The sequence below is a fragment of the Lysobacterales bacterium genome (assembly GCA_019634735.1).
GTDB lineage: Bacteria > Pseudomonadota > Gammaproteobacteria > Xanthomonadales > UBA2363 > Pseudofulvimonas.
In genome coordinates this window covers 384547-408667 of record JAHCAT010000001.1, presented here as the reverse complement: position 1 = coordinate 408667, position 24121 = coordinate 384547, and the positions used below count along the sequence as shown (strand labels likewise).

General features: G+C 62.4%; 18 protein-coding genes and 2 pseudogenes. 3 read left to right on the top strand and 17 right to left on the bottom strand.

The window, feature by feature from the left end; translation table 11 throughout:
* Positions 1–50: 50 nt before the first annotated feature.
* From KF823_01670 to KF823_01625, 10 genes are all read right to left on the bottom strand, one after another.
* The gene (locus KF823_01670) at positions 51–1790 is read right to left on the bottom strand and encodes a hypothetical protein (protein ID MBX3724611.1); all 1740 of its coding nucleotides are present in this window, start codon (positions 1788–1790) and stop codon (positions 51–53) included.
* Positions 1787–3406, bottom strand: coding sequence for a hypothetical protein (locus KF823_01665; GenBank protein ID MBX3724610.1), 1620 nt, complete (start codon positions 3404–3406; stop codon positions 1787–1789). Before KF823_01665 ends, KF823_01670 begins: the two co-directional genes overlap by 4 nt.
* A 103-nt stretch (positions 3407–3509) precedes the next feature.
* Positions 3510–3743 carry a hypothetical protein gene (locus KF823_01660; GenBank protein MBX3724609.1) on the bottom strand — a complete coding sequence of 78 codons (234 nt, stop codon included), beginning with the start codon at positions 3741–3743 and terminating at the stop codon, positions 3510–3512.
* 25 nt (positions 3744–3768) lie between these two features.
* The gene (locus KF823_01655) at positions 3769–4584 is read right to left on the bottom strand and encodes an abortive infection family protein (protein MBX3724608.1); all 816 of its coding nucleotides are present in this window, start codon (positions 4582–4584) and stop codon (positions 3769–3771) included.
* A 9-nt stretch (positions 4585–4593) separates the two neighbouring features.
* Positions 4594–6765 carry a hypothetical protein gene (locus tag KF823_01650; GenBank protein MBX3724607.1) on the bottom strand — a complete coding sequence of 724 codons (2172 nt, stop codon included), beginning with the start codon at positions 6763–6765 and terminating at the stop codon, positions 4594–4596.
* On the bottom strand, positions 6762–7586 hold the full coding sequence (locus KF823_01645; GenBank protein ID MBX3724606.1) for a hypothetical protein: 825 nt from the start codon (positions 7584–7586) through the stop codon (positions 6762–6764). Before KF823_01645 ends, KF823_01650 begins: the two co-directional genes overlap by 4 nt.
* Positions 7583–8170, bottom strand: a complete 588-nt coding sequence (locus KF823_01640) for a recombinase family protein (protein MBX3724605.1) — start codon at positions 8168–8170, stop codon at positions 7583–7585. The genes KF823_01645 and KF823_01640 overlap by 4 nt, the downstream gene beginning before the upstream one ends.
* Before the next feature lie 1335 nt (positions 8171–9505).
* Positions 9506–10369, bottom strand: coding sequence for a hypothetical protein (locus KF823_01635; GenBank protein ID MBX3724604.1), 864 nt, complete (start codon positions 10367–10369; stop codon positions 9506–9508).
* Positions 10353–11180 carry an AAA family ATPase gene (locus KF823_01630; GenBank protein ID MBX3724603.1) on the bottom strand — a complete coding sequence of 276 codons (828 nt, stop codon included), beginning with the start codon at positions 11178–11180 and terminating at the stop codon, positions 10353–10355. Before KF823_01630 ends, KF823_01635 begins: the two co-directional genes overlap by 17 nt.
* A gap of 1 nt (position 11181) precedes the next feature.
* Positions 11182–11409, bottom strand: coding sequence for an AlpA family phage regulatory protein (locus KF823_01625; protein MBX3724602.1), 228 nt, complete (start codon positions 11407–11409; stop codon positions 11182–11184).
* A gap of 89 nt (positions 11410–11498) precedes the next feature.
* Here KF823_01625 and KF823_01620 point away from each other — a divergent pair, with 89 nt between their 5' ends.
* Complete coding sequence (locus KF823_01620; protein ID MBX3724601.1) at positions 11499–12476, top strand: LuxR family transcriptional regulator; 978 nt, start codon at positions 11499–11501, stop codon at positions 12474–12476.
* 31 nt (positions 12477–12507) lie between these two features.
* On the opposite strand, the gene KF823_01615 is transcribed toward KF823_01620, so the two are convergent.
* From KF823_01615 to guaB, 3 genes are all read right to left on the bottom strand, one after another.
* Positions 12508–13704 carry a tyrosine-type recombinase/integrase gene (locus KF823_01615; GenBank protein ID MBX3724600.1) on the bottom strand — a complete coding sequence of 399 codons (1197 nt, stop codon included), beginning with the start codon at positions 13702–13704 and terminating at the stop codon, positions 12508–12510.
* Between the two features lie 305 nt (positions 13705–14009).
* Positions 14010–15581 (bottom strand): glutamine-hydrolyzing GMP synthase, encoded by a 1572-nt coding sequence (gene guaA, locus KF823_01610; protein ID MBX3724599.1) that lies wholly within the window; start codon positions 15579–15581, stop codon positions 14010–14012.
* A gap of 177 nt (positions 15582–15758) precedes the next feature.
* Positions 15759–17213, bottom strand: coding sequence for an IMP dehydrogenase (guaB, locus tag KF823_01605; protein MBX3724598.1), 1455 nt, complete (start codon positions 17211–17213; stop codon positions 15759–15761).
* 104 nt (positions 17214–17317) lie between these two features.
* On the opposite strand from guaB, the gene KF823_01600 reads away from it, so the two are divergent.
* Together KF823_01600 and KF823_01595 are read left to right on the top strand one after the other, a co-directional pair.
* Complete coding sequence (locus KF823_01600) at positions 17318–18073, top strand: arginyltransferase (protein ID MBX3724597.1); 756 nt, start codon at positions 17318–17320, stop codon at positions 18071–18073.
* Positions 18070–19300: pseudogene (locus tag KF823_01595) on the top strand (endonuclease/exonuclease/phosphatase family protein). Before KF823_01600 ends, KF823_01595 begins: the two are co-directional and overlap by 4 nt.
* Before the next feature lie 39 nt (positions 19301–19339).
* Here the strand turns inward: KF823_01595 and lolA are convergent.
* The 4 genes and pseudogenes from lolA to ald all read right to left on the bottom strand — a co-directional run bounded on the left by lolA (position 19340) and on the right by ald (position 23999).
* The gene (gene lolA, locus KF823_01590) at positions 19340–20002 is read right to left on the bottom strand and encodes an outer membrane lipoprotein chaperone LolA (protein MBX3724596.1); all 663 of its coding nucleotides are present in this window, start codon (positions 20000–20002) and stop codon (positions 19340–19342) included.
* A gap of 97 nt (positions 20003–20099) precedes the next feature.
* Positions 20100–20472: pseudogene (locus KF823_01585) on the bottom strand (aldehyde dehydrogenase family protein).
* A 57-nt stretch (positions 20473–20529) separates the two neighbouring features.
* Complete coding sequence (locus KF823_01580) at positions 20530–22788, bottom strand: DNA translocase FtsK 4TM domain-containing protein (protein MBX3724595.1); 2259 nt, start codon at positions 22786–22788, stop codon at positions 20530–20532.
* Positions 22789–22931: 143 nt separating this feature from the next.
* On the bottom strand, positions 22932–23999 hold the full coding sequence (gene ald, locus KF823_01575; GenBank protein MBX3724594.1) for an alanine dehydrogenase: 1068 nt from the start codon (positions 23997–23999) through the stop codon (positions 22932–22934).
* Positions 24000–24121 lie beyond the last annotated feature (122 nt).

Genomic DNA, 24121 nt, shown 5'->3' with positions numbered 1-24121 from the left:
TGTTAGACTGCCCGCAGGCAGAGGTATGCCCACGCAAAAGATTACCCGCCTTACGACTGCTGAATCTCCGTATCCGGCACTCCTTGATCGGAAACGGTGCTGTCTGGCGATGAACGCTTCTGACCTCGCCAAACATGCGGTGGTACAGGCATGCGATAGTGGCGGCAGGCCATAAGAAAAATTGGAGTCAGGTGATTTCGGACAGCGCTTATCCGCTCATCCAGCGGATACTCCTTCATCACACGGTTCAGTAGGCTAAAAACGGCCTCTAGCGAGTCATTGAGTGGCAGACCTGGTACCGACACCCCGTGATCTCGATCCCCATCCCAGAAAACTTCATCCGTTCGTGCGTCGGGAATCCAGATTTGGTGGGTCATGTGCGGAGCATACTCTAACAGCGTGCTGCGCAACTGCTCTGCTCGCTCCTGATCCCCTATCATCGCAAGCCAAGCGAGCACGAAGGTGTAAAGAATCCCCGCGCGTGTATGTTCTTCGAAGTATGCATCGCTGCGGTCCCTGGGATGTGAGAGGACATCACGATATTCTGTCGTCGGCGTCGGATAATGCCGCCGAGCCCTCAGTCCGTAGCAGAGATGGTCGGACATGCTGCGGATGTAGTCAGCGACATTAGATAGGCGTCCGCGCACAGCTGCGAGACGCATAAACAGAGCCAATTCAATCGTGAAATCGTCACGAACGGGAACGGCAAGCGCCGGATTCGCATTCAGCATCCCAATCGCTATGTTAAGCACCTTGTCCGCCCTTTCACCCATTGCCTGCGCGAATGACTCGTCCTCCCCAGCACTCATAGCATCCAGCCATAGCCCGTGGAGAGACAACCTTCCCAGAATCTCGAATAGCGCGATGTTAATGTCTACCGCGTTGCGTGAATTTACGGCCATTGAAAGCGCATAGCGTTTGTCAGCGAACGGGCCAATCTTCTCGACAAGTAGAAGGTGAGCGATGATGAAGTGCAGTTGCAAGACTTGATCGAAATGAGCTAACCGCTCATGTTGCGTCGCTCCCTTGCGCAGATGGGTACTATCGCAGTGGGGCCAACTGCGTAGCAGCACCAACTCGGATGCTCGATACGCGGCCTCAAGGTTACCGGCATCGCGAGCCCAAACAAAGAGTATCCAAAGGCACAGGTAGGCCTTGCGTAACTGGCGCGTGCGCTCTGTCTGGTTCTTCGGCTTAATAAAGATGGCATTGAGCAAGTGACGGAAATGCCGATAAGCAACGTCGGGCTGATCAAGCATCGCTAGCGCTTTCTGAAACAGCCCCCTGTTTTCACTCTCTATTAACTCAGCACGCAACATGCCACTCAGAATTAAATCTGAAAGGCGATCCCCGTTCCATTCGGCAAAGTGGATGTCGGCTTTCTCGTTCGCCCGACAGTAACCGCTCCACTGTGCCCGAACATCCTCACGCATCTCACCGCCCATACAAACGCATATAACGACGGGCAGACCCGAAAAATGGGGCGGAATACGGTTCGGAATATAGTCATCCAAAACCTCATTTAGCGACGGACGCACGGCCTGCTGGCCGGTATCCCAATGCTCTCGTGTCAAATCACCGGACTTGATCGTGAATAGGAACAGACTTCGAGTGCCATCACGATCCGGGTTGGGGCCGACTGCCGCTACGTCAACACCAGCTTGCCGTGTGCCACGACGAGGACGAGTTAGAACTTCGAAACCACTCTCAGCCAAAAGATCAGGCAGAATAGCGTCGAGTTCGTCACGCTCGCGTAGCGAGCGCAGATAGTGCATCACGACAAGTTTCATCTCTGTTCTCGCTGCTCAAGCTTGAAGTGGAGAAGCATCTGATCGAGTCCAACTGGGTCAACGATGTCGAGGATGGGCAACTCGGACGAGATCGAGAACGAATGCATCGGAGTCTCGGTGAGATGTGTGGTGCCCTCTCCAGTGTGGATCGGCGTCAACGACGTTCGGCCATACAGGATGTATTGTTTGGCGAAGAGATCCTCAAAAATAGATCTCCGGCGCCCCTGCTCCATGCCCCGCTCCATCTGTCCGTGCCATTGGACATGTGCCGCCTCGCGCTGCATTTCACTTGGGTGCAGCTCAACTAAACGCTCAATACCTTCCATCGCATCCTGAAGTGCTGCCTTTCGTGTGAGCAATTCAGCAAGGTCCGGAATACTCTCGACGTAACGCTCAAGATAGTCCTTCAACTTGCCCCCATAGCTCACGAGTAAGGGGTGATAGATCAGATCGAGGACATCATTTTTGATATCTGAAGACCCATCGCGAAGTACCGCTAACGGAATGACAACTGCGACCACTGGATCAATGAAGAACCACCCGACGGCCTTGTGGCAAAGATATAGTTGATCCGATGGCTCCAATGGAAGAGATGACGTGGGAACGGAGAAAGGAGGATCGTCATTTCCGACACCGCAAACTTCGCTAGCCAGGCATTTGTGGGTATGCGTACTCCCGTTCAGCAGCCAGTACACAACTGCGCTACCCAGCACCTCTGAGCCGGAATTTTGCAACGCGTGGTAGGCACTCTGGAACGCGTCTAGCGTAATCTGACCCTTTGAGCGATCAAATAACTCACTAAGCAGACAAATTACTTTTTCAGCATGCCCGGCACCCACGAGCTGATATGCTGCATGGTCGAGATGTGAAATCGTTCCTGCACTCTCAGGGTCAACATCCGCAGCGGCATCAAGGCACAGGTTCATAGCGTTTTCTGTGAGACCGACCCAGTGACGCCACAGCAGGTCCACTGCCAAGTGGATCGAGAAGGGACTCCTCGTCTGAAAGACCCGATCAAGTTGTTCGTCAAAGCCGGCTGGTGCAAGTGTTTTTCGCTGTGCAGCAGCTCGATAGCCCGCTTCGAGGGACCGGAGTGCGATGTCTTCGTCATTGCTGGACGCTCCTTGGAGCAGGATGTCGAGTACCTCACCGTAGCGTTCACCCAGTTCCATAGCCCCCAAAGCTGAGAGGGCAGCGAGCTTCGCCTCCCTCTCATGAGCCTGCGCGAAAATGAGGCCTTCTTCGATATCGGCGTTCATTACGAGAACCGTGAATAGTTGACGCAGAGCCAGGTTATCGCCGGCGCGTGCGGCACCGTAGACCTTGGAAGCTCTGGCTGGGTTCTTCTTCGTCCATTCTCCAAAAGCAGTACTAGGGGTGCCTGCAGCCAAGTCGTTGCCGCCCGCATCAAGCAGGCGCGTGATGAAGGCAAGAAGGACATCCTGATCTACGTTCAGAAGGGGTATCAGATCGCATAGAACATGCTGAACAAAGAAGAAGCGTGGCCCCTCCAACTCCGCCAGCGCTTCTTCGATATGAAGATCAATCGGTGGCGCATCAGTAGCGTTCAATATTGTTGCAAGAGTCTCAAGCAATGCAGAATGGCTGTCATCCAAGCGACGATACCCACGATCCGCAACCGTACGAACCAAACCGCATGTGCGAAGCTGCGCAGCCAATTCCGTCTCGTCTACCGATGTCTCCTCCGCTCTCATTACTTTACCCATTGGATCCGTAGAGTGAGGACTGCGCGCTCTGCCGGTGCTTGCGCTCTTGGTCGGCGATCTCGCCCGGCTGCAATGCCAGCTCGGCATCGCTCATACGCTCTAGCACGTCACGCAGACGCCCCGTGCAGGCAATGGGCGGTGGCTCGAAAGCGTAGCCGGCGGCGATCATCTCGGCCTCAACCTCTTCGGTGAGAAAGAATGGATCGTTTTCGTCATGTTGTTTCATACTTTCTCCCTAGCAGCCTTCTGGGTCAGAACGGAATGCTGTCATCCCACACACTGACTGCTCTTGTAGCCGCCGCCTTGGCCTTGATCTTGGCCTCCAGCGATTTGATAAACCGGATCGAGGCTGCGACATGATTAAAGATCAACAGGCTTTCCTCGTAATTGAGGATCGGATTGTCATGCGCGAGGCTTTTGTTGTTGCGCACATCATTGAACGCCTCTAGCACTGAAATTGAAGATTTCAAAATGCGCTCGGTCATGGCCGATTCGAGGTAACCACCGTCGCGCAGGGCGCGCACGTACTCGCCGAACACGCTGTGCAGCGGCTTGTCGCGGTTGACCTCGATGCCATGAGGCTCACAGGCGATGCGCACGAACTTGATGACGAAGGTATGCAGCCGATCCAGCGCACCTTCCGGCTGGTTCTTCTCGATGGCTTCGCGGACATGCTCTGCCACCACCTCGAAGTCGCGCTCGTCGGCGGTCGCTGCCAGCGCGTCCAACTCGGCTACGGGCTGGTCGCTGAGCAAGCGTTGTGCGATCTTCCGGCAGTCCTCGATCAACACCGGATTGCTATCGCCGAAGCAGCTCTCGTCGGCGGCGTAGTCGATTAGGCCACCGATGACGCGACCGACAACATGGTTTGCGTCCAGCTCCCAATGTGTGCGCATGCGATTGGCTTTGGATGTTCCCCGGGCACGGTAGCGCTCGGCGTCAATCTCCACCCGATACTCGTCAAAGAAATCGCCGAAGGTGCGGTCGGAGAAGTTGAGGACGTACCCGCCGCCCATGCCAAGCAGCTTTTCCAACTTCCGACGTTCACTTCCGCTGAGGTCTGACATCCGCTTGCCTCACACCGTCGCCAGCCCAGCGCCGGTAATCTCCTGCGCGTCACTCGCATCTCTAGCCTTTGGGCCAACAACCTGCCGGACTGCCTCCAGATCAACCTTGATTTCGTCGAATCCCAGGTCATCAGCGGCTCGCGCAATCAAGGTCTGCGCCGCTCCAATCACGAAGCGGTCGCCCGCCGAGATACGAAGTCCAGCGGCTTGTAGCCGCTCGGCCAGCATATCAACGACCCGGCAAACATCTTGAAGGGCGGGCGACTGATGCAGAGCAAACGCTTTCTTGCGACACACTAGGATCGCATCAAGGCTGATCGGGTCTTTGGCCGCCGTCTTGGGACTCGCTGCGCGCAACTCAGCATGGACTGGATGCGCGGCGACCACGGCCAGACCTGACTTATTGATCGCTTCGTAGATGGCCGCCCAACCCTCTGCACGCGAGTGGTGGAAGCTGAACGCCAACACCCCATCATCTTTGAGCACACGGCATGCCTCGGTAAAAACCGATGCAAGCTGCCGGGTGAACACGCGCGGATCTTTGTGTTGCACCTCGCCCTGGTCAGACGAGTCCTCGCGGGCCATCCAGGGATAACGCCGCCGCAGCGCAGGGGAAAGCCACGCAAAGAAGAAATCACTCAACTCCGAGTAATGTACGAAGTCGAAGTAAGGCGGATCAGTCACGACGGCATCTACTGAACCAGCAGGAAGCGGGAGCTTGGAACTGTCACCATTAAGGATCATGAGACCATGATCTGAGGTCACCAATTCCTGCCAAGTTTCGACGCGACGGGCACGGATTGGATGGCTAGCCACCGTCTTGCGCGAGCCTACACGGTTACCGTCCTGGTCGTGGTTCAACGCGATCTCGAACGGTTCATCGAGGTAGCGCTTCGCCCGCAACAAGCGAGATTCGAAGAGCGTGCTGAAGGTTCCACTGCTCTTGCCGGTCCCCCACACGGAGTTCTCCAGCGGAGTACGCTCCGGCTTAAGGATGTGGTTCGAGAACATGTGCCGCACAGCACCTGTTCCCTCCCCCTTGAAGCTGCAAAACAGGTTATTGAACTCCAAGGTGCTGGAAAACAAGCACAGCATCTGCTCTTGGATGGCCAGGTCGTCGATGGTCAGAATTTCCCGCAGCAGCAGGCCGAGACACAACAGTTGACGCGCATTGAAGAACTCGCGCCATTGGGTGTAGTTGTAGCCCCGTGCCTGGTCGGTGTTGTGACCTGGCCGAACAGAGGTTTCCGGCAGTGGCAGCGCCTCGGCTGCAAGGCGTTCCTGGGCTTCTTCGTAGAGGGCCAAGTCCTCATCCCGCACTGGCAAATAAACTTTTGACCCGTCGGCCCGCAAGGCCATCATCGCGTACATGCGATGAGCGGGTGGCGTGCCATCTTTGGGCAGCAGCTCCTTAATGCGATAACGGTGGCCGTTCTTGGCAGTGATGTACTGGCCTGCGGCCGGGCCATCCTGCGGATTGAATTCGTGGCCGCAGTGCTGGCAACGCGTGGCGGTCGCATCATAGCGATCCTCCAGTACGCTCCAGCAGCCAGGGCACACAATCTGCGCTCGCGGCTTTTTCTTCGGGTAGGCGTCCTGCGAAAACACATAGCGCGACAGCAAGGGTACGACCTCTCCCTCAGGCGTCGTCACCGTCTTCACCCAGAAGTAGTACAGAACTTGGATCAGCTCGCCCGTCAGGGGATCACGCGTCTGATAGTAGCGTCTAATCTCCGGCGCCACATCGCGCTCCAGTCGCTCGAAAGCGGCGCGCAGTTCGGCCTCAGACACCGGCGTAAACGCCTGGCGCACGAGAAAGGTACTGACCGGATTGATGTCACAGCCGACAGCCTTGGCGCCTAGCTTGACGGCCTCGCCGAGCGTCGTGCCACTGCCCATGAAGGGGTCGAGCACCACCTTACCTGCCAGGTCGTGCGTCTTGTAGAACTGCGCCCATGTGTCTGTGCCAGGCTGGCTCAATGCACCAAGGACGATGCCACGAAACACCGATCCGAGCCGGGTCGCCCACCACTTATGAATGTGGTAAATCGGCCGATTGATCTCCTTTCGCCAGCTTTCTTGCTCGGCGATCTGGCTGATCTCGACCAGCGGGAAGTCGCACTCCAGCGCCGTTGCTGCGGCCGGACGATCGAGCCCAATCTTGTCGGTAATGATGGTCATTCGCACCCGTCTTCAGGCTGGTAGTTCTCGTCGGGCTGTACCTGCGTGCCCGTCATGGAGACAGGCTTGCTCGTTTGATCTTTGAGCCGATAGGCCACGAAGCGGTGCTGAGTTCCCTTGTTGGGATTGGGCACACGCTCTGCCTTCAGCTCATTCGTGCGCAAATCGAAGTTGTAACCAACCACCAGTGTTTCGGCTTCGACGCGCGTGAGGTTGCCGACGACTTGATAGCGGTCATCGGTGCCGAAGTCCTCCGGCAGAATCAAAGTCATCAGGCCCGTGGTGCCTTCGGTTAGCGCAAAGGGTGTTGGCGCGACGTACATCTTGCGGTCGCGGATCATGATGTCGCCGTAGGTGCCAAAGCCCTTCACGCTCTTGTTCTTGTGAACGTAGTTGTGATCAGCGTTGAGGAAGTCGCCGTGGCAAACGACGAGATCAACCACCGGGTATTGCCTGCGGCCGTTGCCCTGATCAGCATAGCCAGATAAGTCAGCCGGGTAGCGGCCAAACACGTAGAAGATTTGGCGGCCGTTGTGAAAACCGGTCGGCACTTGGCTATTCGAATCGTAGTCGCGTTCACGGCCAGGCCATGCCAGGCCCTTGATCTCGTATCCCTCAGTGTGCTCCACCAAGCAGAAGTCGGGGTAGGTGTTGCGGCCCGACCCCTCGAAGTGCATCGACAGGCTTTGAAGTCTCTTCTGAAACCAGTTCTGGAAATGAAATTCCTTGTCCTTCGCAGAGACAGATTCGATCAGTTCTCCGGCTTGGACTGCTTGGACGCATTTCTCAAACACGTCGAAAGCGGTTGTCTTCTTGGTCATGTTGCCCCTTCAATCAGTTCGCTCGGCGGCACTACGCCGCAATACTTATAAATGGTTGTTCTCGACACGCCATAGTCACGGGCCACCTCGGCAACGCTGGTATTTGGATCGCGCAGCAATACCTTAATCTGGCGTATCTGTTTGGCGTCCAGCTTCGGCTTGCGACCTCCCGCCCGCCCTCGTGCACGAGCTGCGGCCAGGCCGGCTTGGGTGCGCTCCCGAATCAAGCCTCGCTCGAACTCGGCCAGCGCCGCAAATACATGAAAAACCAACTTGCCCGCCGCGCTGCTCGTCTCGATTTTTTCTGTCAAGCTCTCAAAGCCAATGCCTCGCTGCTCAAGGTCAGCGATGATCTGCACTAGGTCAGGCAAACTGCGACCAAGGCGATCCAGGCGCCATACCACCAGCGTATCCCCTGCCCGCAGGGCCTTGCGGCACTGTTCAAGCTCTGGACGCACAGCGCTCTTACCGCTGATCGCTTCCTCATAGATCACGCTGCACCCAGCCTGCGAAAGCGCGTCGCGCTGCAACTCCAGGTGCTGGTCATCGGTCGATACGCGAGCGTATCCTATCCGTTGATTCATGGACGCAACCAGTACATTGAAAATTTGACGAGTATCTTAACACTCAATGACCACAACGGCGATCAGAAAACATCGCATGGCAGAGTGTCTAGAAAACCACCGTTTTCTGAACAGGTTGAGCATCTCAGCCTGCCGTGACAGTACGGTTCCCCCTGGGACTGTTCCCATGGCGAGGCAACACCCATGACAGCTACCTGAACCTTTGAGGCCAGGCGACTGGAAGCCCGCAATGAGGGTGGCAAGCTGCTGCGATGCTGGGTTGAACACCGGCACCCGCAGGTGCCGCCGGCGGCCGTGTTCCTTCTCGTCGTTCTCCATGCCTCGCCTCTTCTCTCTCGCCGGCGGTAGCCGGCTGCCTCGCAGAGCAGGATGACCCGTTGAGCGCCCCTGGTGCGAATAAGGGACAGTGAAGAAAGATAACCGGCTCGCCGGTTAGCTAACTTCACACATCCTGCCCCGTGTTCAGCATCCAATCTTCCGCTTACGCTCAGATCATATCACCGCTATTTTGTCGTCACTGGATCTCACTTCAGCGTAACGCTCATGGAATTGCGGCAGAATGTTCAGTAACAGCGCATCGACAGCGTTCTAGTTGTGCTCCAACAGCGCAGAAATAGCGCTTCAACAGTAGTGCTTTCCCATAGGCATGCTGTGCATGCCGAACGCAAATCACAATTCGCATTTTCGATTTTCATCTGTACCGTTTACCCGCCCCTCAAGTGTCAAATAAACAAGGAAACCCTGCCCCGGCTCGGTCTGGCGAGAGATGGCCATCTGAAAATTTATAGTCCTTCGGTCTTGCTGACTGTCTGCGACTCCCAAAGCATTCCTTACCTTTATCGGCTCGGTGACTAGGTTGAACGCCAAGGGGGGTGCCCTGTTTCCGACGCCTAGTGACGTCCTGTGCATAATCGACAATGCGGCGGGCTATTGATATTTGAGGGGCGCTTGGCGCTTTTTACGATTGTTGTATGTTGTAGTGCGCTACATACAACATACAACACGGGTAGAGCCGTAACGCGTGTCCCTTTTTCGGTCCCGACATGACCCTACCAAACAAAGGAGAAAGCTACCCTCCTGAGAGACTGCTCCGACCCATCCCCCTTCCCTTGGCGTTCAACCATCGGCCGAAGGCCGATTGATAAGCACGGCCGAAGCCCCTCCTGGGGCCTTCGGCCCTAGAAGTTCTTAGTAACTTCTTAGTACGGATTTTTGCGGAGTCGCCAAAAGCCGGACAGGACGCGGCTTTCAGCGATTTTTTGATCGGCAGAACGTCCCTGTTAATACGGTAGAGCGTCCCCGTTAATACGGGAAGGCGTCTCCGTTAATACGGTACTATCCGAGGGTCAGCGGGCGCCTTATAGTTGCCTTGGCTCCACCGCCTCGGCCCTCTATTTTCACTTGCCAACCCTCAAGCCGTCCTATCTCCTGCAACGCCTTGGCAATGCGCTCCCGGCGACTCCTGTTGGTGGATGCACTCTTGCTGGGTGGCCCCCAAACCTTTTCAGCCAGGCGGTCAAGCCGGATGCTGTTGCTAGCACCCTGCCGCAACCAAGCCGACAGCCAAGCATGGGCAAGCTGGGCCGTATCGCCGCGTAGCGCTCGGCGCTCAGTTAGGGATACATGGACGTGATGCCCGGAAAGAGCCTCGGCAAAACGAGGGTTTAGGGCTATGTGTATCTGGCCTTCCGGAGTTTCAGCGTAGGACAGCAGACGCATGGACCAGTCGTAACCATCCTTGCGGGCACGACAGCCAACCATGCTCAAGCGTTCCAGGCAATCTTCTAGCCTGTCATACTCGGCCTTGCCGTCTGCCATACCTGCGGCCTGTAGCATCGCGTAGCGGCTCGTTTTAACGACAATGGCGCGATCCATTACGGCCTGCTCAGACGGCTCCAAATCGAGCCATAGCTGCTGCCCCCTGGGGTGGGTAACGTCTTGGCCCAAGCCTTGGGTTTCGCCCACATGAGCCATCATACCGGCCAATCCCACAGCAGCGAGCAATACGGACTGGTCGCGGCTATCCAGCGACTGCCAAACATTGAACTTTAGGCGCAACCCGTTATGCTCGTGCTCAATGGCGAGGCCGCCAGCACGACGCCCACGGCAAACAGGCCGAAATAGTGATACCAACGCCAAGGCAGGGTCATGTCTGGCGTGATCTACGTCGCAACCACGATGCTCAACCAGCGTAGCCATTGAACACCCCTTTTACCCTGCGCTTTTCCAGCACTGCGGGCTTTAATACGCCGCCCTCATGCCGTCTGAACCAACGCTCCGGGAAGGGCGCGCCGTAATTGGCCTTGCTCACGCCGTAGCGTACGAAGTACCCGCGCTGACTATCTTCAACGCCACATTCTTCAGCCTCGGCTTGTGTCATTCCGGACAGATAGGACTGCCAGCGGATGTTATCGACCAGCACGGACGATCCTCGGCTGGCCTGCTGCTGGTCGCCAGCCCCCATCATGGCGGCACCCTTGCTAGCGTGATGAAGAAACACGATTGAGCACCCGGTTTCGGTAGCGATGGCCTCCATTCGGCCAATCACCTGCGCCATTGGGCCGCTGGCGTTTTCCTCTTCTATGTGGAACCGCCGCAAGGTGTCCAAGATCATCAAGCGGCGACCGTCAGCAGCTCGCTTGAGGCCATCGAACCAGCCCAAGTTCATGATGTTTGGGCATCTACCGATAAGAGGTTCTATTACCAAGCCCTCAGCCACTAATTGCCGTTGTTCAGAGGTCAGATATGCCCCCAAAGCGTGCAGTCGGTGATGGATAGCGATGGGGGGATCTTCGGCTGGCAAATAAATGACTGGACCGGTGGGCAGGTCACCCACTTCCAGCAAATCAGGGCCGCCGGCAATCTGCGCAGCCAATTGCAGGATCAGCATGGACTTGCCTGCCCCGCCAGGTGACACCAGTGCGCCAACCGTGCCGGCAACCATATTGGGTAAAACGTAATCAATCGGCGGCGGCGGCTCGGTGAACGCCACCATCAGGTCAAGGGCCATATCAACCCCTCACGTCGCCGGGCCGATCAGCCTGAATACCCGACGATTTACGCGCCTCGATCCACTCTTCGACTTCCGATAAATCCCATGCGACATTCCTGCATGTGAGGGCGATACGGCGTGGAAATTCCCCTCGCTGCTCCAGGTTGTAGATCGTTCGCGTCGAGAGCGGAATGATCTCCAGGAGCTTTTTTCTGTTGATGAGTATTTTTCTGGTTGCTGCCTGCATGGCCCGGCCTCCAATTGCTAACGAGTGCCTTATGGTGCCTAGCAATTCATACTGCGACAGCCTTATAATTACCCAAATAGGTTGACACCATGAAAAAAGAACAGGCCATAACCATCTGGGAAGGATGCGACCCCGACATATCGGAAGCCATCGAACGCTTTCAGGAGCGCTGGCGCCCATACTCCACTGCCTCGCGGCGCTACCCAATCGTGCGATTGATACAGGAAGTCATTGATCCCGCCGTAGCCACTTACATGAACGCCCTCCCCGCACGCTATGCGGGCTTCGTCTCCGGCGTCGGGGCGGGAATGGACTTCAGTGAGACCATTCGATTGCTCGGATTTGATACGATGGTTCGCCTGCAACGACAGTTACTGCGCCATTTCATCAAAACGGAAGACAAGCAGGATTCAAGGGATAAGCGATTTGTTGCAACCATCGAGTCGCTAACCGGCTTGGTTTGGGATTGCGCGTGCAAGCGCCCTAAAAAATCGACCACCACAACGGGCGTCAATCTAAACGCACAACGCAAACACGGCTTTTGCGAACTATGTGGAGAGCTGACCGAGTTCGCCGACTTCATGGCAACGGTCGCTGACGACCAAGTCAATGACGTAGAGCTGCAAGACCGCAAGAAACTCGAACTCAGCCACCAGTACTGCGCCAGGCATAGACCGATCTTGGCGAATGGCAGCCGGAACCCCGCTTATAGGCAAGCAAAGCGATCCCTCGCGCAATTCAACCTCGAACTTGACCGGCTCAACCGTCAGTGCGCGAAGCGTGCCACGCCGCAAGCCGCCTCTGGCGACCCGCTGGTGGATCGCTACTTCTACCACCTCATGTTGAGCCAGACTGTACAGTCAGCCGACAAAGGAGAGCTGCGCAACCAGGCGCGCTTGATGGTGGACTCGAAGCTATCAGACCGCAAAAAGCAAATACTGATACTCCAGTGGGATGGACTCAACCAGTCTGAGATAGCGCGAAAACTGGGCATCGAACGTCAGGCAGTATCGAAAGCACTGAAATCATTGGCCTCGACGCCCCGAATACTCCAACTGAAGGAGTAAAACACCACGGAAAATTTTAGCGGCTAAAAAATCATCGACTCCCAACAGTCCACTCATCGATCATGTCCGCCCAATCCTGCAACATCGCCGCCCGCTGCTCGCGGTACTCAGCTTTGTTGTAGACCGCCCTCACGCCCTTCTGCTCGTGCGCTAGGCACTTCTCAATCCAATCGGTGTTGTAGCCGGCCTCATGCAACAGCGTACTGGCTGTGCGCCGCAAATCGTGCGGCCCGAACTTGGCAAGTGACTTCCCATCTTTCTGCGCCGCCTTGTAAGTCAGCGTCAGTACCTGGTTGAGTGTGGCGGCGCTCATCGGCGCATCCGAGTCGTACCGTGATGGCAAAACGAAGTCGGAACCACCGGCAAAGGTTTTCAGGGCAATGAAAATATCCAGGGCCTGCTGGGACAGGAATACCAGGTGCGGGTTACGGCGCTTCATCCTCTCCTTTGGAATCGTCCACAGCGCTTCACTGAAATTGATCTCGCTCCAGGTCGCATTGGTCAGCTCGCTTTTGCGTACCATGGTCAGCAAAAGCAGCTTGGCCGCCGCACGATTTGTTGGGCTTGTACCCACCCGCTCCATGTACTGGTACATCAACCCGATTTCTTCTGGCGTCAACGCTCGATCGCGTGGCTCGAATCGGGCAATGCTGGTTGGCCGCACCAGCTCCGCCGGGTTTTCGACCTTCTGCCCACGCTCGGTTGCCCAGCGAAACACTTGCATAACGATTTCACGCACATGAACGGCGGTGGCCGGTGCGCCTCGCTCGACGATGGCATCGGTCAGCGCTCGCAAGTCCTCATGGGTGATCTCCACCAGCTTCTGATTGCTGAATTTCGGCTTCAGCTCGCGCTCATAGACCGAACGGCGCATGTCGCGTGTGGAGTCGGCCATCTGGTAACCGCGCAGCCACTTCTCCGCCCAGGCACCGAACGTCTCCGCATCTTTCACCCGCGCCTTGTCGCGGGCCTTCTCCTTGGCCGGTGACTTGCCCGCCGCAACCATCTTCTTGGCGTCATTCAACTGCTCACGGGCTTCAGCCAAGGTGATGCCACCGACGCCATAGCGACCAAAGGTGATGGTCTCCTGGCGTCCGTTTATTGAGTAGTTGTAACGGAACGAGATGGAGCCGGCTGGAGTCACGGCCACATAGAGACCTTCTCGGTCGTTCACCTTGTAGAGCTTGTCCCTGGGCTTGAGATTTCGCAGCTTGGTATCAGTCAGCATTGTCCTTCTTCTTTCTCAATTTTGATACCATGCTAAAAAACACCTAAAAAATGCGCAACTTTTCCATATAAAACAACTGGTTATTAAATCTTGATACCATGCTCTCGCAAAAAAATTCAGCATGGTATCGGGATCTGCCATGGTATCGCCAGCCGATAGTACCAGCTTTAATGCCATGCTCAAACGGTGCTTGACACTTCCTTCTGTTGCCAGACCATGCCAGACAAAAATACAAAAAAGCCCGCAGTTACGCGGGCTTCAGAGCATTTCATGCCGTCAGGTGCCTATCTTTGCCAGACGCGGGATCATTCCCACTCGATGGTCGCCGGCGGCTTGCCGGAGATGTCGTAGACCACCCGGGAGATGCCGCGCAGCTCGTTGATGATGCGCCGCGAGACGGTGTCCAGGAAGGCGTACGGCAGGTGCGCCCAGTGCGCTGTCATGAAGTCGATGGTCTCGACGGCGCGCAGGGCGATCACCCATTCGTAGGCACGGGCGTCGCCGACCACGCCCACCGACTTCACCGGCAGGAACACCGCGAAGGCCTGGCTGGTGCGCTCGTACAGGTCCCAGCGACGCAGTTCCTCGATGAAGATGTGGTCGGCGCGGGCCAGCAGCTCGGCATACTCGCGCTTCACCTCGCCAAGGATGCGCACGCCCAGACCGGGGCCGGGGAACGGGTGCCGGTAGACCATCTCCCGTGGCAGCCCCAGCGCCACGCCCAGCCGGCGGACCTCGTCCTTGAACAGCTCGCGCAGCGGCTCGACCAGGCCCAGCTTCATGTGCTCGGGCAGGCCACCGACGTTGTGGTGCGACTTGATGACGTGCGCCTTGCCGGTGCGGCTGCCGGCCGACTCGATGACGTCCGGGTAGATGGTGCCCTGGGCCAGCCAGCGGGCATTGGCGCGCTTGCCGGCCTCCTCGTCGAAGATCTCCACGAACAGCCGGCCGATGATCTTGCGCTTGGCCTCGGGATCGGCGACGCCGGCCAGGGCCTGGAAGTAGCGGTCGGCGGCATCGACGCGGATCACCCGCACGCCCATGTGCTCGGCCATGGTCGCCATCACCTGGTCGCCCTCGCCATGGCGCAGCAGGCCGGTGTCGACGAACACGCAGGTGAGCTGGTCGCCGATCGCGCGGTGCAGCAGCGCGGCGACCACCGAGGAATCGACGCCGCCTGACAGGCCGAGGATGACCTCGTCGTCGCCGACCTGCGCGCGGACCCGGGCAATCTGGTCCTCGATGATGTTCTCGGCGGTCCACAACGTGCGGCAGCCGCACAGGTCGACCACGAAGCGGCGCAGCAGGGCCTGACCCTGGCGGGTGTGGGTGACCTCGGGATGGAACTGCACGCCGTACAGGCGTCGGGCATCGTCGGCGAAGGCCGCCACCGGGATGCGGTCGGTGCGGGCGGTCACGGCGAAGCCGGGGGGCGCGGTGGCGACGTGGTCGCCGTGGCTCATCCACACGTCCAGGCGCGGCACCGGGGCGTCGGCGTGGTCGTTGAAGCCGGCCAGCAGGCGGTCGCTGCCGGTCAGCTCGACCTCGGCATGACCGAACTCGCGCTGGTCGGCGGCCTCGGTGCTGCCGCCGAGCTGCACGGCCATGGTCTGCATGCCGTAGCAGATGCCCAGCACCGGCACGCCGGCCTCGAACACCGCCTGCGGCGCGCGCGGCGAATCCGGCAGCGTGGTCGATTCCGGCCCGCCGGACAGGATGATGCCGCGCGGCGCGAAGCCTTCGATCTCCGCCGGCTCGTGGTCCCAGGCCCAGACCTCGCAGTAAACCCCGAGCTCGCGCACCCGCCGGGCGATCAGCTGCGTGTACTGCGCGCCGAAGTCGAGGATGAGGATGCGGTCGGTGTGGATGTCCTGCATGGGGACCGGGGACCGGGGACCGGGGACCGGCGGTTGGTTGCTTGTCATTGCCTCGTGCTCGTTCAAGTTCTCAGGTGCCGAGGGACCGCAAGCTGTCCCACATTCCTTGCAGCGCGCCAGGACGCTCCGGTTCCCAGTCCCCAGTCCCCGGTCCCCGGTCCCCAGTCCCCCAAGCAGTCAATCCAACCGGTAATTCGGCGCTTCCTTGGTGATCTGCACGTCGTGGACGTGCGACTCGCGGACGCCGGCGTTGGTGACCCGCACGAACTGCGGGCGGGTCTGCATCTCGTCGATGGTCGCGCAGCCGACGTAGCCCATGGCGGCGCGCAGGCCGCCGGCGAGCTGGTGGACGATGTGGCGCAACGGCCCGCGGTAGGGGACGCGGCCCTCGATGCCCTCGGGGACCAGCTTGTCGGCGTCGGTGGCGTCCTGGAAGTAGCGGTCCTTGCTGCCCTGCTGCATGGCGCCCAGCGAGCCCATGCCGCGGTAGGTCTTGTAGGAGCGGCCCTGGAACAGCTCCATCTCGCCGGGCGATTCGTCGGTGCCGGCGAACAGGCCGCCGATCATCACGCAGGAGGCGCCGGCGGCGATCGCCTTGGCGACATCGCCCGAATAGCGGATGCCGCCGTCGGCGATCAGCGGCACGGCATCGCCCAGGGCCTCGCGGACCATGGCCACCGCGGTGATCTGCGGCACGCCGACGCCTGCGACCATGCGCGTCGTGCAGATCGAGCCGGGGCCGATGCCGACCTTGACGCCGTCGGCGCCGGCATCGACCAGGGCGCGCGCGGCGTCGGCGGTGACGATGTTGCCGCCGACCACCTGCACCGCCGGGAAATTGCGCTTGACCCAGGCGACCCGCTCGAGCACACCCTGCGAATGGCCGTGGGCGGTGTCGACGATGATCACGTCGGTGCCGGCCTCGACCAGGGCCGCGACCCGCGCCTCGGTGTCGCCGCCGGTGCCGACCGCGGCGCCCACACATAGACGCTCCTGGGCATCCTTGGCGGCATTCGGATTGTCGCGGGCCTTCTGGATGTCCTTGACGGTGATCAGGCCGCGCAGCTCGAAGGCGTCGTTGACCACCAGCACCTTTTCGATACGGTGCTGGTGCATCAGGGCCAGCACCTCGTCGTCGCTGGCGCCCTCGGCGACCGTGACCAGGCGGTCCTTGCGGGTCATGATGTTGCGGACCGGGTCCTCGGGTCGGCGCTCGAAGCGCAGGTCGCGGCTGGTGACGATGCCGACCAGGGCGCCGGCGTCGACCACCGGCACGCCGGAGATGTTGTGGGCGCGGGTCAGCGCCAGGACCTCGCGGATCGAGGTGTCCGGACCGACCGTGATCGGGTCGCGGATGACGCCGGCCTCGAACTTCTTGGCGGCGCGCACCTCGGCGGCCTGGCGCTCGACGCCCATGTTCTTGTGGACGATGCCGATGCCGCCGAGCTGGGCCATGGCGATGGCCATGGTCGACTCGGTGACCGAGTCCATGGCTGCCGACACCAGGGGCAGGTTGAGGGTGATGCCCCGCGCCAGGCGGGACCTGAGCGACACGTCCCGGGGCAGGACGCTGGAGTAGGCGGGAACGAGCGAGACGTCGTCGAAAGTGAGCGCCTCTGCCAGGATTCGCATGCGCGGGGCTCCGGGGCCTGGTAAAGACGCGGAATTATAGTCGATGCCGCGGGTTCCGCGGACGTGTCCGGTGGCCGGAATCTGCATCGGCGCGCAGGGGCGCTATGCTCGGCGCCGTGAAGACCGGCACCGTCAGGCTGTTCCAGACCCTCGACCACCCGTGCGGGTACTACGAGGACCGTAGTGCCCGCAACCTGGTGATCGACCCCCTGGATCCGCGCCTGCCCGAGGTCTACGGCACCGCCCTGGCCTGGGGCTTCCGGCGCGCCGGCGGCCACGTCTACCGGCCGCACTGCCGGACCTGCCAGGCCTGCGTGCCGTGCCGGGTTCCGGTGGCGGATTTCCGGCCAGACCGCAGCCAGCGACGCTGCCTGGCGCGCAATGCCGACTTGCGGGTGCGCTGGCGCACCGCGCGTCCCGACACGGCGATCCATGCCCTGTACGAGGAATACGTGGCCTGGCGCCATCCGGGTGGCGGCATGGACGAGCCAGGCGGCGACGACTTCCGGCGCTTCCTGATCGCCCCCTGGGGCATCAGCGACTATCTGGAGGTCTGGGAGGGCGAGACCCTGGTCGCGGTGGCGGTGACCGATGTCGCCCAGGACAGCCTGTCGGCGGTCTACACGTTCTGGCGTCCGACACATGTCCGACGCGGCCTGGGGGTATTCTGCGTCCTGCAGCAGGTGGAGCAGGCGCGCTGCATGGGCCTGCGCCACCTGTATCTTGGCTACTGGATCCCGGGACATCCGAAGATGCACTACAAGGCTGGATACCGCCCCATGGAGGTGCTGCGCGAAGGTCGCTGGCAGCCCCTGATGCCCGATACCGACGCCGGCCCGATGGCCGGACCGGCGGCATGAGGGCGCTGTGCATGGTCGCTGCCGTTCTGGCCGCGGCGGCTGCCGCGACGGCCAGCGCCGACCCCGGCAGCACCCGCCTGCGCATCGCCTCCTTCAACGCCTCGCTGTTCGGCGACCGCGAAGGCGCGGTGGCGGAGCGTCTGCGGGGGCGTCGCGACGAGCAGTTGCGCCAGGTCGCCGCGGTGATCCAGCAGGTCCGTCCGGACATCCTGCTGGTCAACGAGTTCGACTGGGACGGCAGCGGACGCGCCGCGCAGGATTTCCAGTTCAACTACCTGATGCGCCGGCAGTACGGGCGTGACGGCATCCGCTACCGGTTCAGCCACGTCGCGCCGGTCAACACCGGTCTGGACAGCGGCCTCACCCCTCGATGGCGACGGCCGCCGCGGCGGCCCCGGCGATGCCTGGGGCTACGGTGCCTTTCCCGGCCAGTACGGCATGCTGGTGCTCTCGCGCTACCCGATCGTCAAGCGCGAGGTGCGCAGCTTTCGCCGTTTCCGCTGGGCCGACATGCCGGGCAACCTCCTGCCGGTGCGGGAGGACGGCGGTTCCTGGTATCCGGCCGCCGCCCTGACGCTGTTCCCGTTGTCCTCCAAGAGCCACTGGGACCTGCCGATCCGAACGCCGGCCGGCCGCCTGCACCTGCTGGCCTCGCACCCGACGCCGCCGGCCTTCGACGGCGAGGAGCGTCGCAACGTGCGCCGCAATCACGACGAGATCCGTCTGTGGGCGGACTACGTGTCCCTGGAGCCGGGCCAGGCCGACTACCTTTACGACGACGAGGGCCGCCACGGCGGCCTCTCCCCCGACGCGCTGTTCGTGATCGCCGGCGACCTCAATGCCGACCCCCTGGACGGCAGCTCCCATCCGGGCGCCATCGACCAGTTGCTGCGCCACCCGCGGATCCAGGCCACGCCGGTGCCGGCCAGCGAGGGCGGCGTCGAGTCGGCGCACCGCCTGGGCGGGGGCAATCTGGGCCATCGGGGCGACCCCGGTCACGACACCTCGGTGTTCGGCGATCCGCCCGGCAACCTTCGCGTCGACTACGTGCTGCCGTCGATCGGCATGCGGGTGGTGGATGCCGGCGTGTTCTGGCCGCTGTCCACCGAGCCCGGCGCCGAGCTGCTCGACGCCAGCGATCATCGCCTGGTGTGGATCGACCTCGAGCTGGACATGCCGCCGGCGCCCGCGCCGCGGCGCAGCCCGCGTACGGCACGCGGTTATTGAGCGTGCGGGCCGGGGCCCGTGCGCCCTGCCCTGCCCGGCTCAGTCGCCCAGGGGACGCACTTCGCCCAGGCTGTCGACATCGCCGACCAGGTCGACGCCGGCCGGAGGCTGGAAGCGGAACAGGGTCGCCTCGAGTTCGACGTTCCTGCGCCAGTCGCTGAAGGCGATGGTGGTGCGGCCGCCCAGGCTGTCGACCAGTTCCATGCGGGCGACGCCGGTGCCGTCCAGGCCGAGTTCGGCGCGGCTGAAGGCGCCGTCCTCTTCGAGCGGCTCCAGCCGCAGCCAGTCCAGGCCGTCGCGCCGGCCCGCCTCGCTGACCCGGTAGCGGGCCTCCAGGCTGGCCGGATCGGTCAGCACCACCAGCGGGCTCTGTGCCTCGGCATCGGCCTGGCGGCGGACGCTGACCTGCTCGAGGTCGACATCGTGCAGCCAGACATGGGTGCCATCGGCCACCACCAGTTGCTCGTAGGGGGTCACGTAATGCCAGTGGAACTGCCTGGGCGCCTTCAGCGCGAGGCTGCCGGTGGCGGTTTCCCGCAGGCTGCCATCGCCGTTGTAGACCCGCTGCTCGAAGCCGGCGCGCACCGACACCAGATCGGCGCTGGCCCGGGCCAGCGCGGAACGGGCGTCGCCGGCCCAGGCGGTGGGAGCCGCGGAGGCCAGCAGTGACAGGGCGAAGAGAGACAGGGACGATCGGTTCATGGCGGTCCTGACGATGCGGTTCGGGGTGTGCATGGGTGCAAGAAATAGCGGCGGCTGGCTGAAGCGGACGCGAACCGCCTGGTTTGAGGGGTTCGGATCAGGCCGAGCGCACGACCAGCAGGCGCGGCCAGGTCATCTGCGCGATCGCATAGCGGAGCGACCTCGCGCCTCAGCCCCGACTGCTTCACGCCGCCATAGGGCATGTGGTCGATCCGCCCGGACGGCACCTCCCCGACCAGCACGCCGCAGACTTCCAGCCGGTCCCAGGCCCGGAAGGCGTGTTCCAGGGAGTCGGTGAATATCCCGGCCTGCAGGCCGTAGTCGCTGTCGTTGACGCGCGACAGGGCGTCGTCGAAATCTTCGAAGGGTTCCAGCACCGCGACCGGTCCGAAGGCTTGCTCGCGGTGCGGGCCCGCGGCATGCGCGAATCCTTCGGGCAGGGTCGGCTGCTGCCGGCCACCGTCGCTCACGCGCTGGCCATCGCAGCATCCATGGGATCGGCATCGCCCAGGGCCACCCGTGTTGTTTCACTCCCGCGGTGGTGGCGGCGCCAGCACCTCGCGGTTGCCGTTGTGGGAGGGCGGCGATACCAGGCCTGCGGCCTCCATCTGTTCGATCAGCCGGGCGGCTCGGTTGTAGCCGATCTTCAGGCGCCTCTGGACGCCCGAGATCGAGGCGCGCCGGGTCTCCAGCACGCACTGCACGGCCATGTCGTAGAGTCGGTCGGACTCGGGGTCGTCGCCGTTGCCCTCCTCCGGCAGTCCGGTCGGGCCCACGTACTGGCCGTCGCCCATCATCTGCACCTCCTCGAGCACGCCGTCGAGGTAGGTGGGCTCGCCGAAGCGCTGCTTGAGGAACTCGACCACGCGATGCACCTCGTGGTCGTCTACCCAGGCGCCATGCACGCGCTCGGGGGTGGCGGTTCCCGGCGGCAGGTACAGCATGTCGCCGCGGCCGAGCAGGGTCTCGGCACCGCTCTGGTCGAGGATGGTGCGGGAATCGATCTTGCTGGACACCTGGAAGGCGATCCGGGTCGGCACGTTGGCCTTGATCAGGCCGGTGATCACGTCGACGCTGGGCCGCTGCGTGGCGAGGATCAGGTGGATGCCGGCGGCTCGCGCCTTCTGCGCCAGGCGGGCGATCAGCTCCTCGACCTTCTTGCCGACGATCATCATCATGTCGGCGAACTCGTCGATCATGACGACGATGAACGGCAGGGTGTCCAGCGCCGGCGGTGCCGGGCCGTCCTCGGCGCGGAACAGCGGGTCGAGCACCGGCTGGCCGGCGCTCTTGCCGTCACGGATCTTCTTGTTGAAGCCGGCCAGGTTGCGCACGCCCAGCGCCGCCATCAGCTTGTAGCGGCGCTCCATCTCGGCCACACACCAGCGCAGGGCATTGGCCGCCTCCTTCATGTCGGTGACCACCGGCGCCAGCAGGTGCGGGATGCCCTGGTAGATGCTCAGTTCCAGCATCTTCGGGTCGATCATGATCATCCGCACGTCGCCGGCGGTGGCCTTGTAGAGCAGGCTGAGCACCATGGCGTTCAGGCCCACCGACTTGCCCGAGCCGGTGGTGCCGGCGACCAGCAGGTGCGGCATGCGCTGCAGGTCGACGACGATCGGCCGGCCGCCGATGTCCTTGCCCAGGGCCAGCGACAGCGGCGAACCGGCGCGCTGCCAGGCTTCGGCGCCCAGGATCTCGCCCAGGTAGACGGTCTCGCGCTGGGCGTTGGGGATTTCCAGGCCGATCGTCGACTTGCCGGCGATCACCTCGACCACGCGCACGCTGACCACCGAGAGGCCGCGGGCGATGTCCTTGTCGAGGCTGGAGATCTGGCTGGCGCGCACGCCGGGCGCAAGTTCGAGCTCGAAGCGGGTGATAACGGGTCCGGGATAGACGCCGACCACCCGCGCCTCGATGCGGAAATCGCGCAGTTTGAGTTCGACCTGCCGGGACAGCGCCTCCAGGGCCTCGGGCGAGTAGCCGGGCGGCTGCGGCTTTGCTTCGTCCAGCAGCGACAGCGGCGGCAGGTCGCCTTCGCCGCCGGCGCCCGGAAACAGCGGCATCTGGACTTCCCGGCGCGGCCGCTCGGCCTTGGCCGGAGGCTCGAGCGGCCGCTCGATGCGGACCGGCTCGCGCTCGGCGCGGCTGATGCGGTCGGCCTTGCGCACCTGCTCGCGTTCGACCCGCGCGACCCGCGCCGCACTGCGGTCGTCGCGCTGCCGGAAGCGCTGGGCCAGCCAGGCCAGTACGGCCAGGACCCAGCCGCCGACGCGGTCCATCACGGCCGGCCAGGCGATGCCGAAGCCCAGGGTCACCGCAGCCAGGAACAGCGCCAGCAGCAGCAGGCTGGCGCCGACCTGGCCGAAGGCGCCGACCAGGCTGACCCCGACCAGCTGGCCGAGCAGGCCGCCCGGCGAGGCCGGAAGGCCGGTGGCCGGGGCCAGGTGCAGGTAGGCCAGCGCGCAGCCGGTCAGCACGAACAGCAGCAAGCCGACCAGGCGCAGGCTGGGATCGAAGCGCGACTCGTCGGCGCGCGGGCGGACCATGTTCCAGCCAAGCCACATCAGCAGGAACGGCAGTGTCCAGGCCACCCGCCCGAAGAAGTACAGGCTGAGGTCGGCCAGCCAGGCCCCGGCGACGCCACCGACGTTGCGCACCGGGCCATCGCCGCCGGCATGCGACCAGCCCGGATCCTCGGGGTGGTAGGTGAGCAGGCAGATCAGCAGGTAGATCGCGACCGGCAGCAGCAGCAGGAAGGCGACGTCGCGCAGGTGCCGGTGCATCGAGGACGACAGCAGCGGACGGCTGCCGTCGCCATCGCCGCGGGGGGCGTGCGCGGATCGACGCTCAGTACGCGCCATGGAGGTTCCTGTTGGGTATGCCGGCGATCATGCCACGTCGAAGGACGTCCGGGCCCCGGCAACGATCAGGCCATGCCCTCCAGCGCCGGATGCACGAGCTTGCCCGCCTCGACGTTGATGCCGCGTGCGAGCGGCGCGAACTGCCGCCAGCCCTCGCCGCCGGCGAGCTTGGACACGAACGGCAGGATCGCCGCGCAGATCGCCTCGGACGAGGTCTTGGGCACCGCGCCCGGCATGTTGGTGACCGCGAAATGGGTGACCCCGTGCACCTGGTAGGTGGGCTCGGCCCAGGTGGTCGGCCGGGTGGTCTCGAAGCAGCCGCCCTGGTCGACCGATATGTCGACCAGCACGCTGCCGGCCTCCATGCTGCGCACCATGTCCTCGGTCACCACGCGCGGCGCCTTGGCGCTGGGGATCAGCACGGCGCCGATCACCAGGTCGGCATCGGCGACCTCGCGGGCCACGTACTCCTCGTAGGGATACAGCGCGGTCACGTTGGTGCCCAGCGCCATCATCTCGGCCAGCCGGTCCTGGCGCTTGTCGAACACCACCACGTTGGCGCCGCCGGCGGCGGCCAGCGCCGCGGAATTGCCGCCGGCTGCGCCGGCGCCCAGCACCACCACCTTGCCGCGCTCGGTGGACGGCAGGCCGCCCAGCAGCTTGCCCTTGCCACCCATCGGCTGGTGCAGCAGGTGGGTGCCGACCTGGGTGGCGATGCGGCCGGCGATGATCGACATCGGCGCCAGCAGCGGCAGCGCGCCGTCGTCGAATTCGACGCTCTCGAAGGCGACGCCGGTCAGGCCGATATCGAGCAGCTTGCGGGTCAGCGCCGGTTCGGCGGCCAGGTGCAGGTAGCAGAACAGCAGGTGGTCGCGGCGCAGGTGCGCAAGGTCGCCGGCGATCGGCTCCTTGACCTTGACGATCAGTTCGCCCTGAGCGTACAGGGCGGCGGCGTCGGGGGCGATGCGCACGCCGACCCGGGTGTAGGCCTCGTCAGGAAATCCGCTCTTGATGCCGGCGCCGGTTTCCAGCCAGACCTCGTGGCCGCGGCGGACCAGGTCGGCGCAGGCGGCGGGGACGAGGGCGACACGGCCCTCCAGGGTCTTGGTTTCGCGCGGGATACCGATGCGCATGGCTGCTCCGGGTGGCGGTTCGGGTTCGGATGGCTTGATCGACCGGCAGCGCGGCCCCATGCTGTGTGCGGCTTCGCGTTCGCGAAGGACCGCATCCGACACCACGAAACGACGCCCGCCGG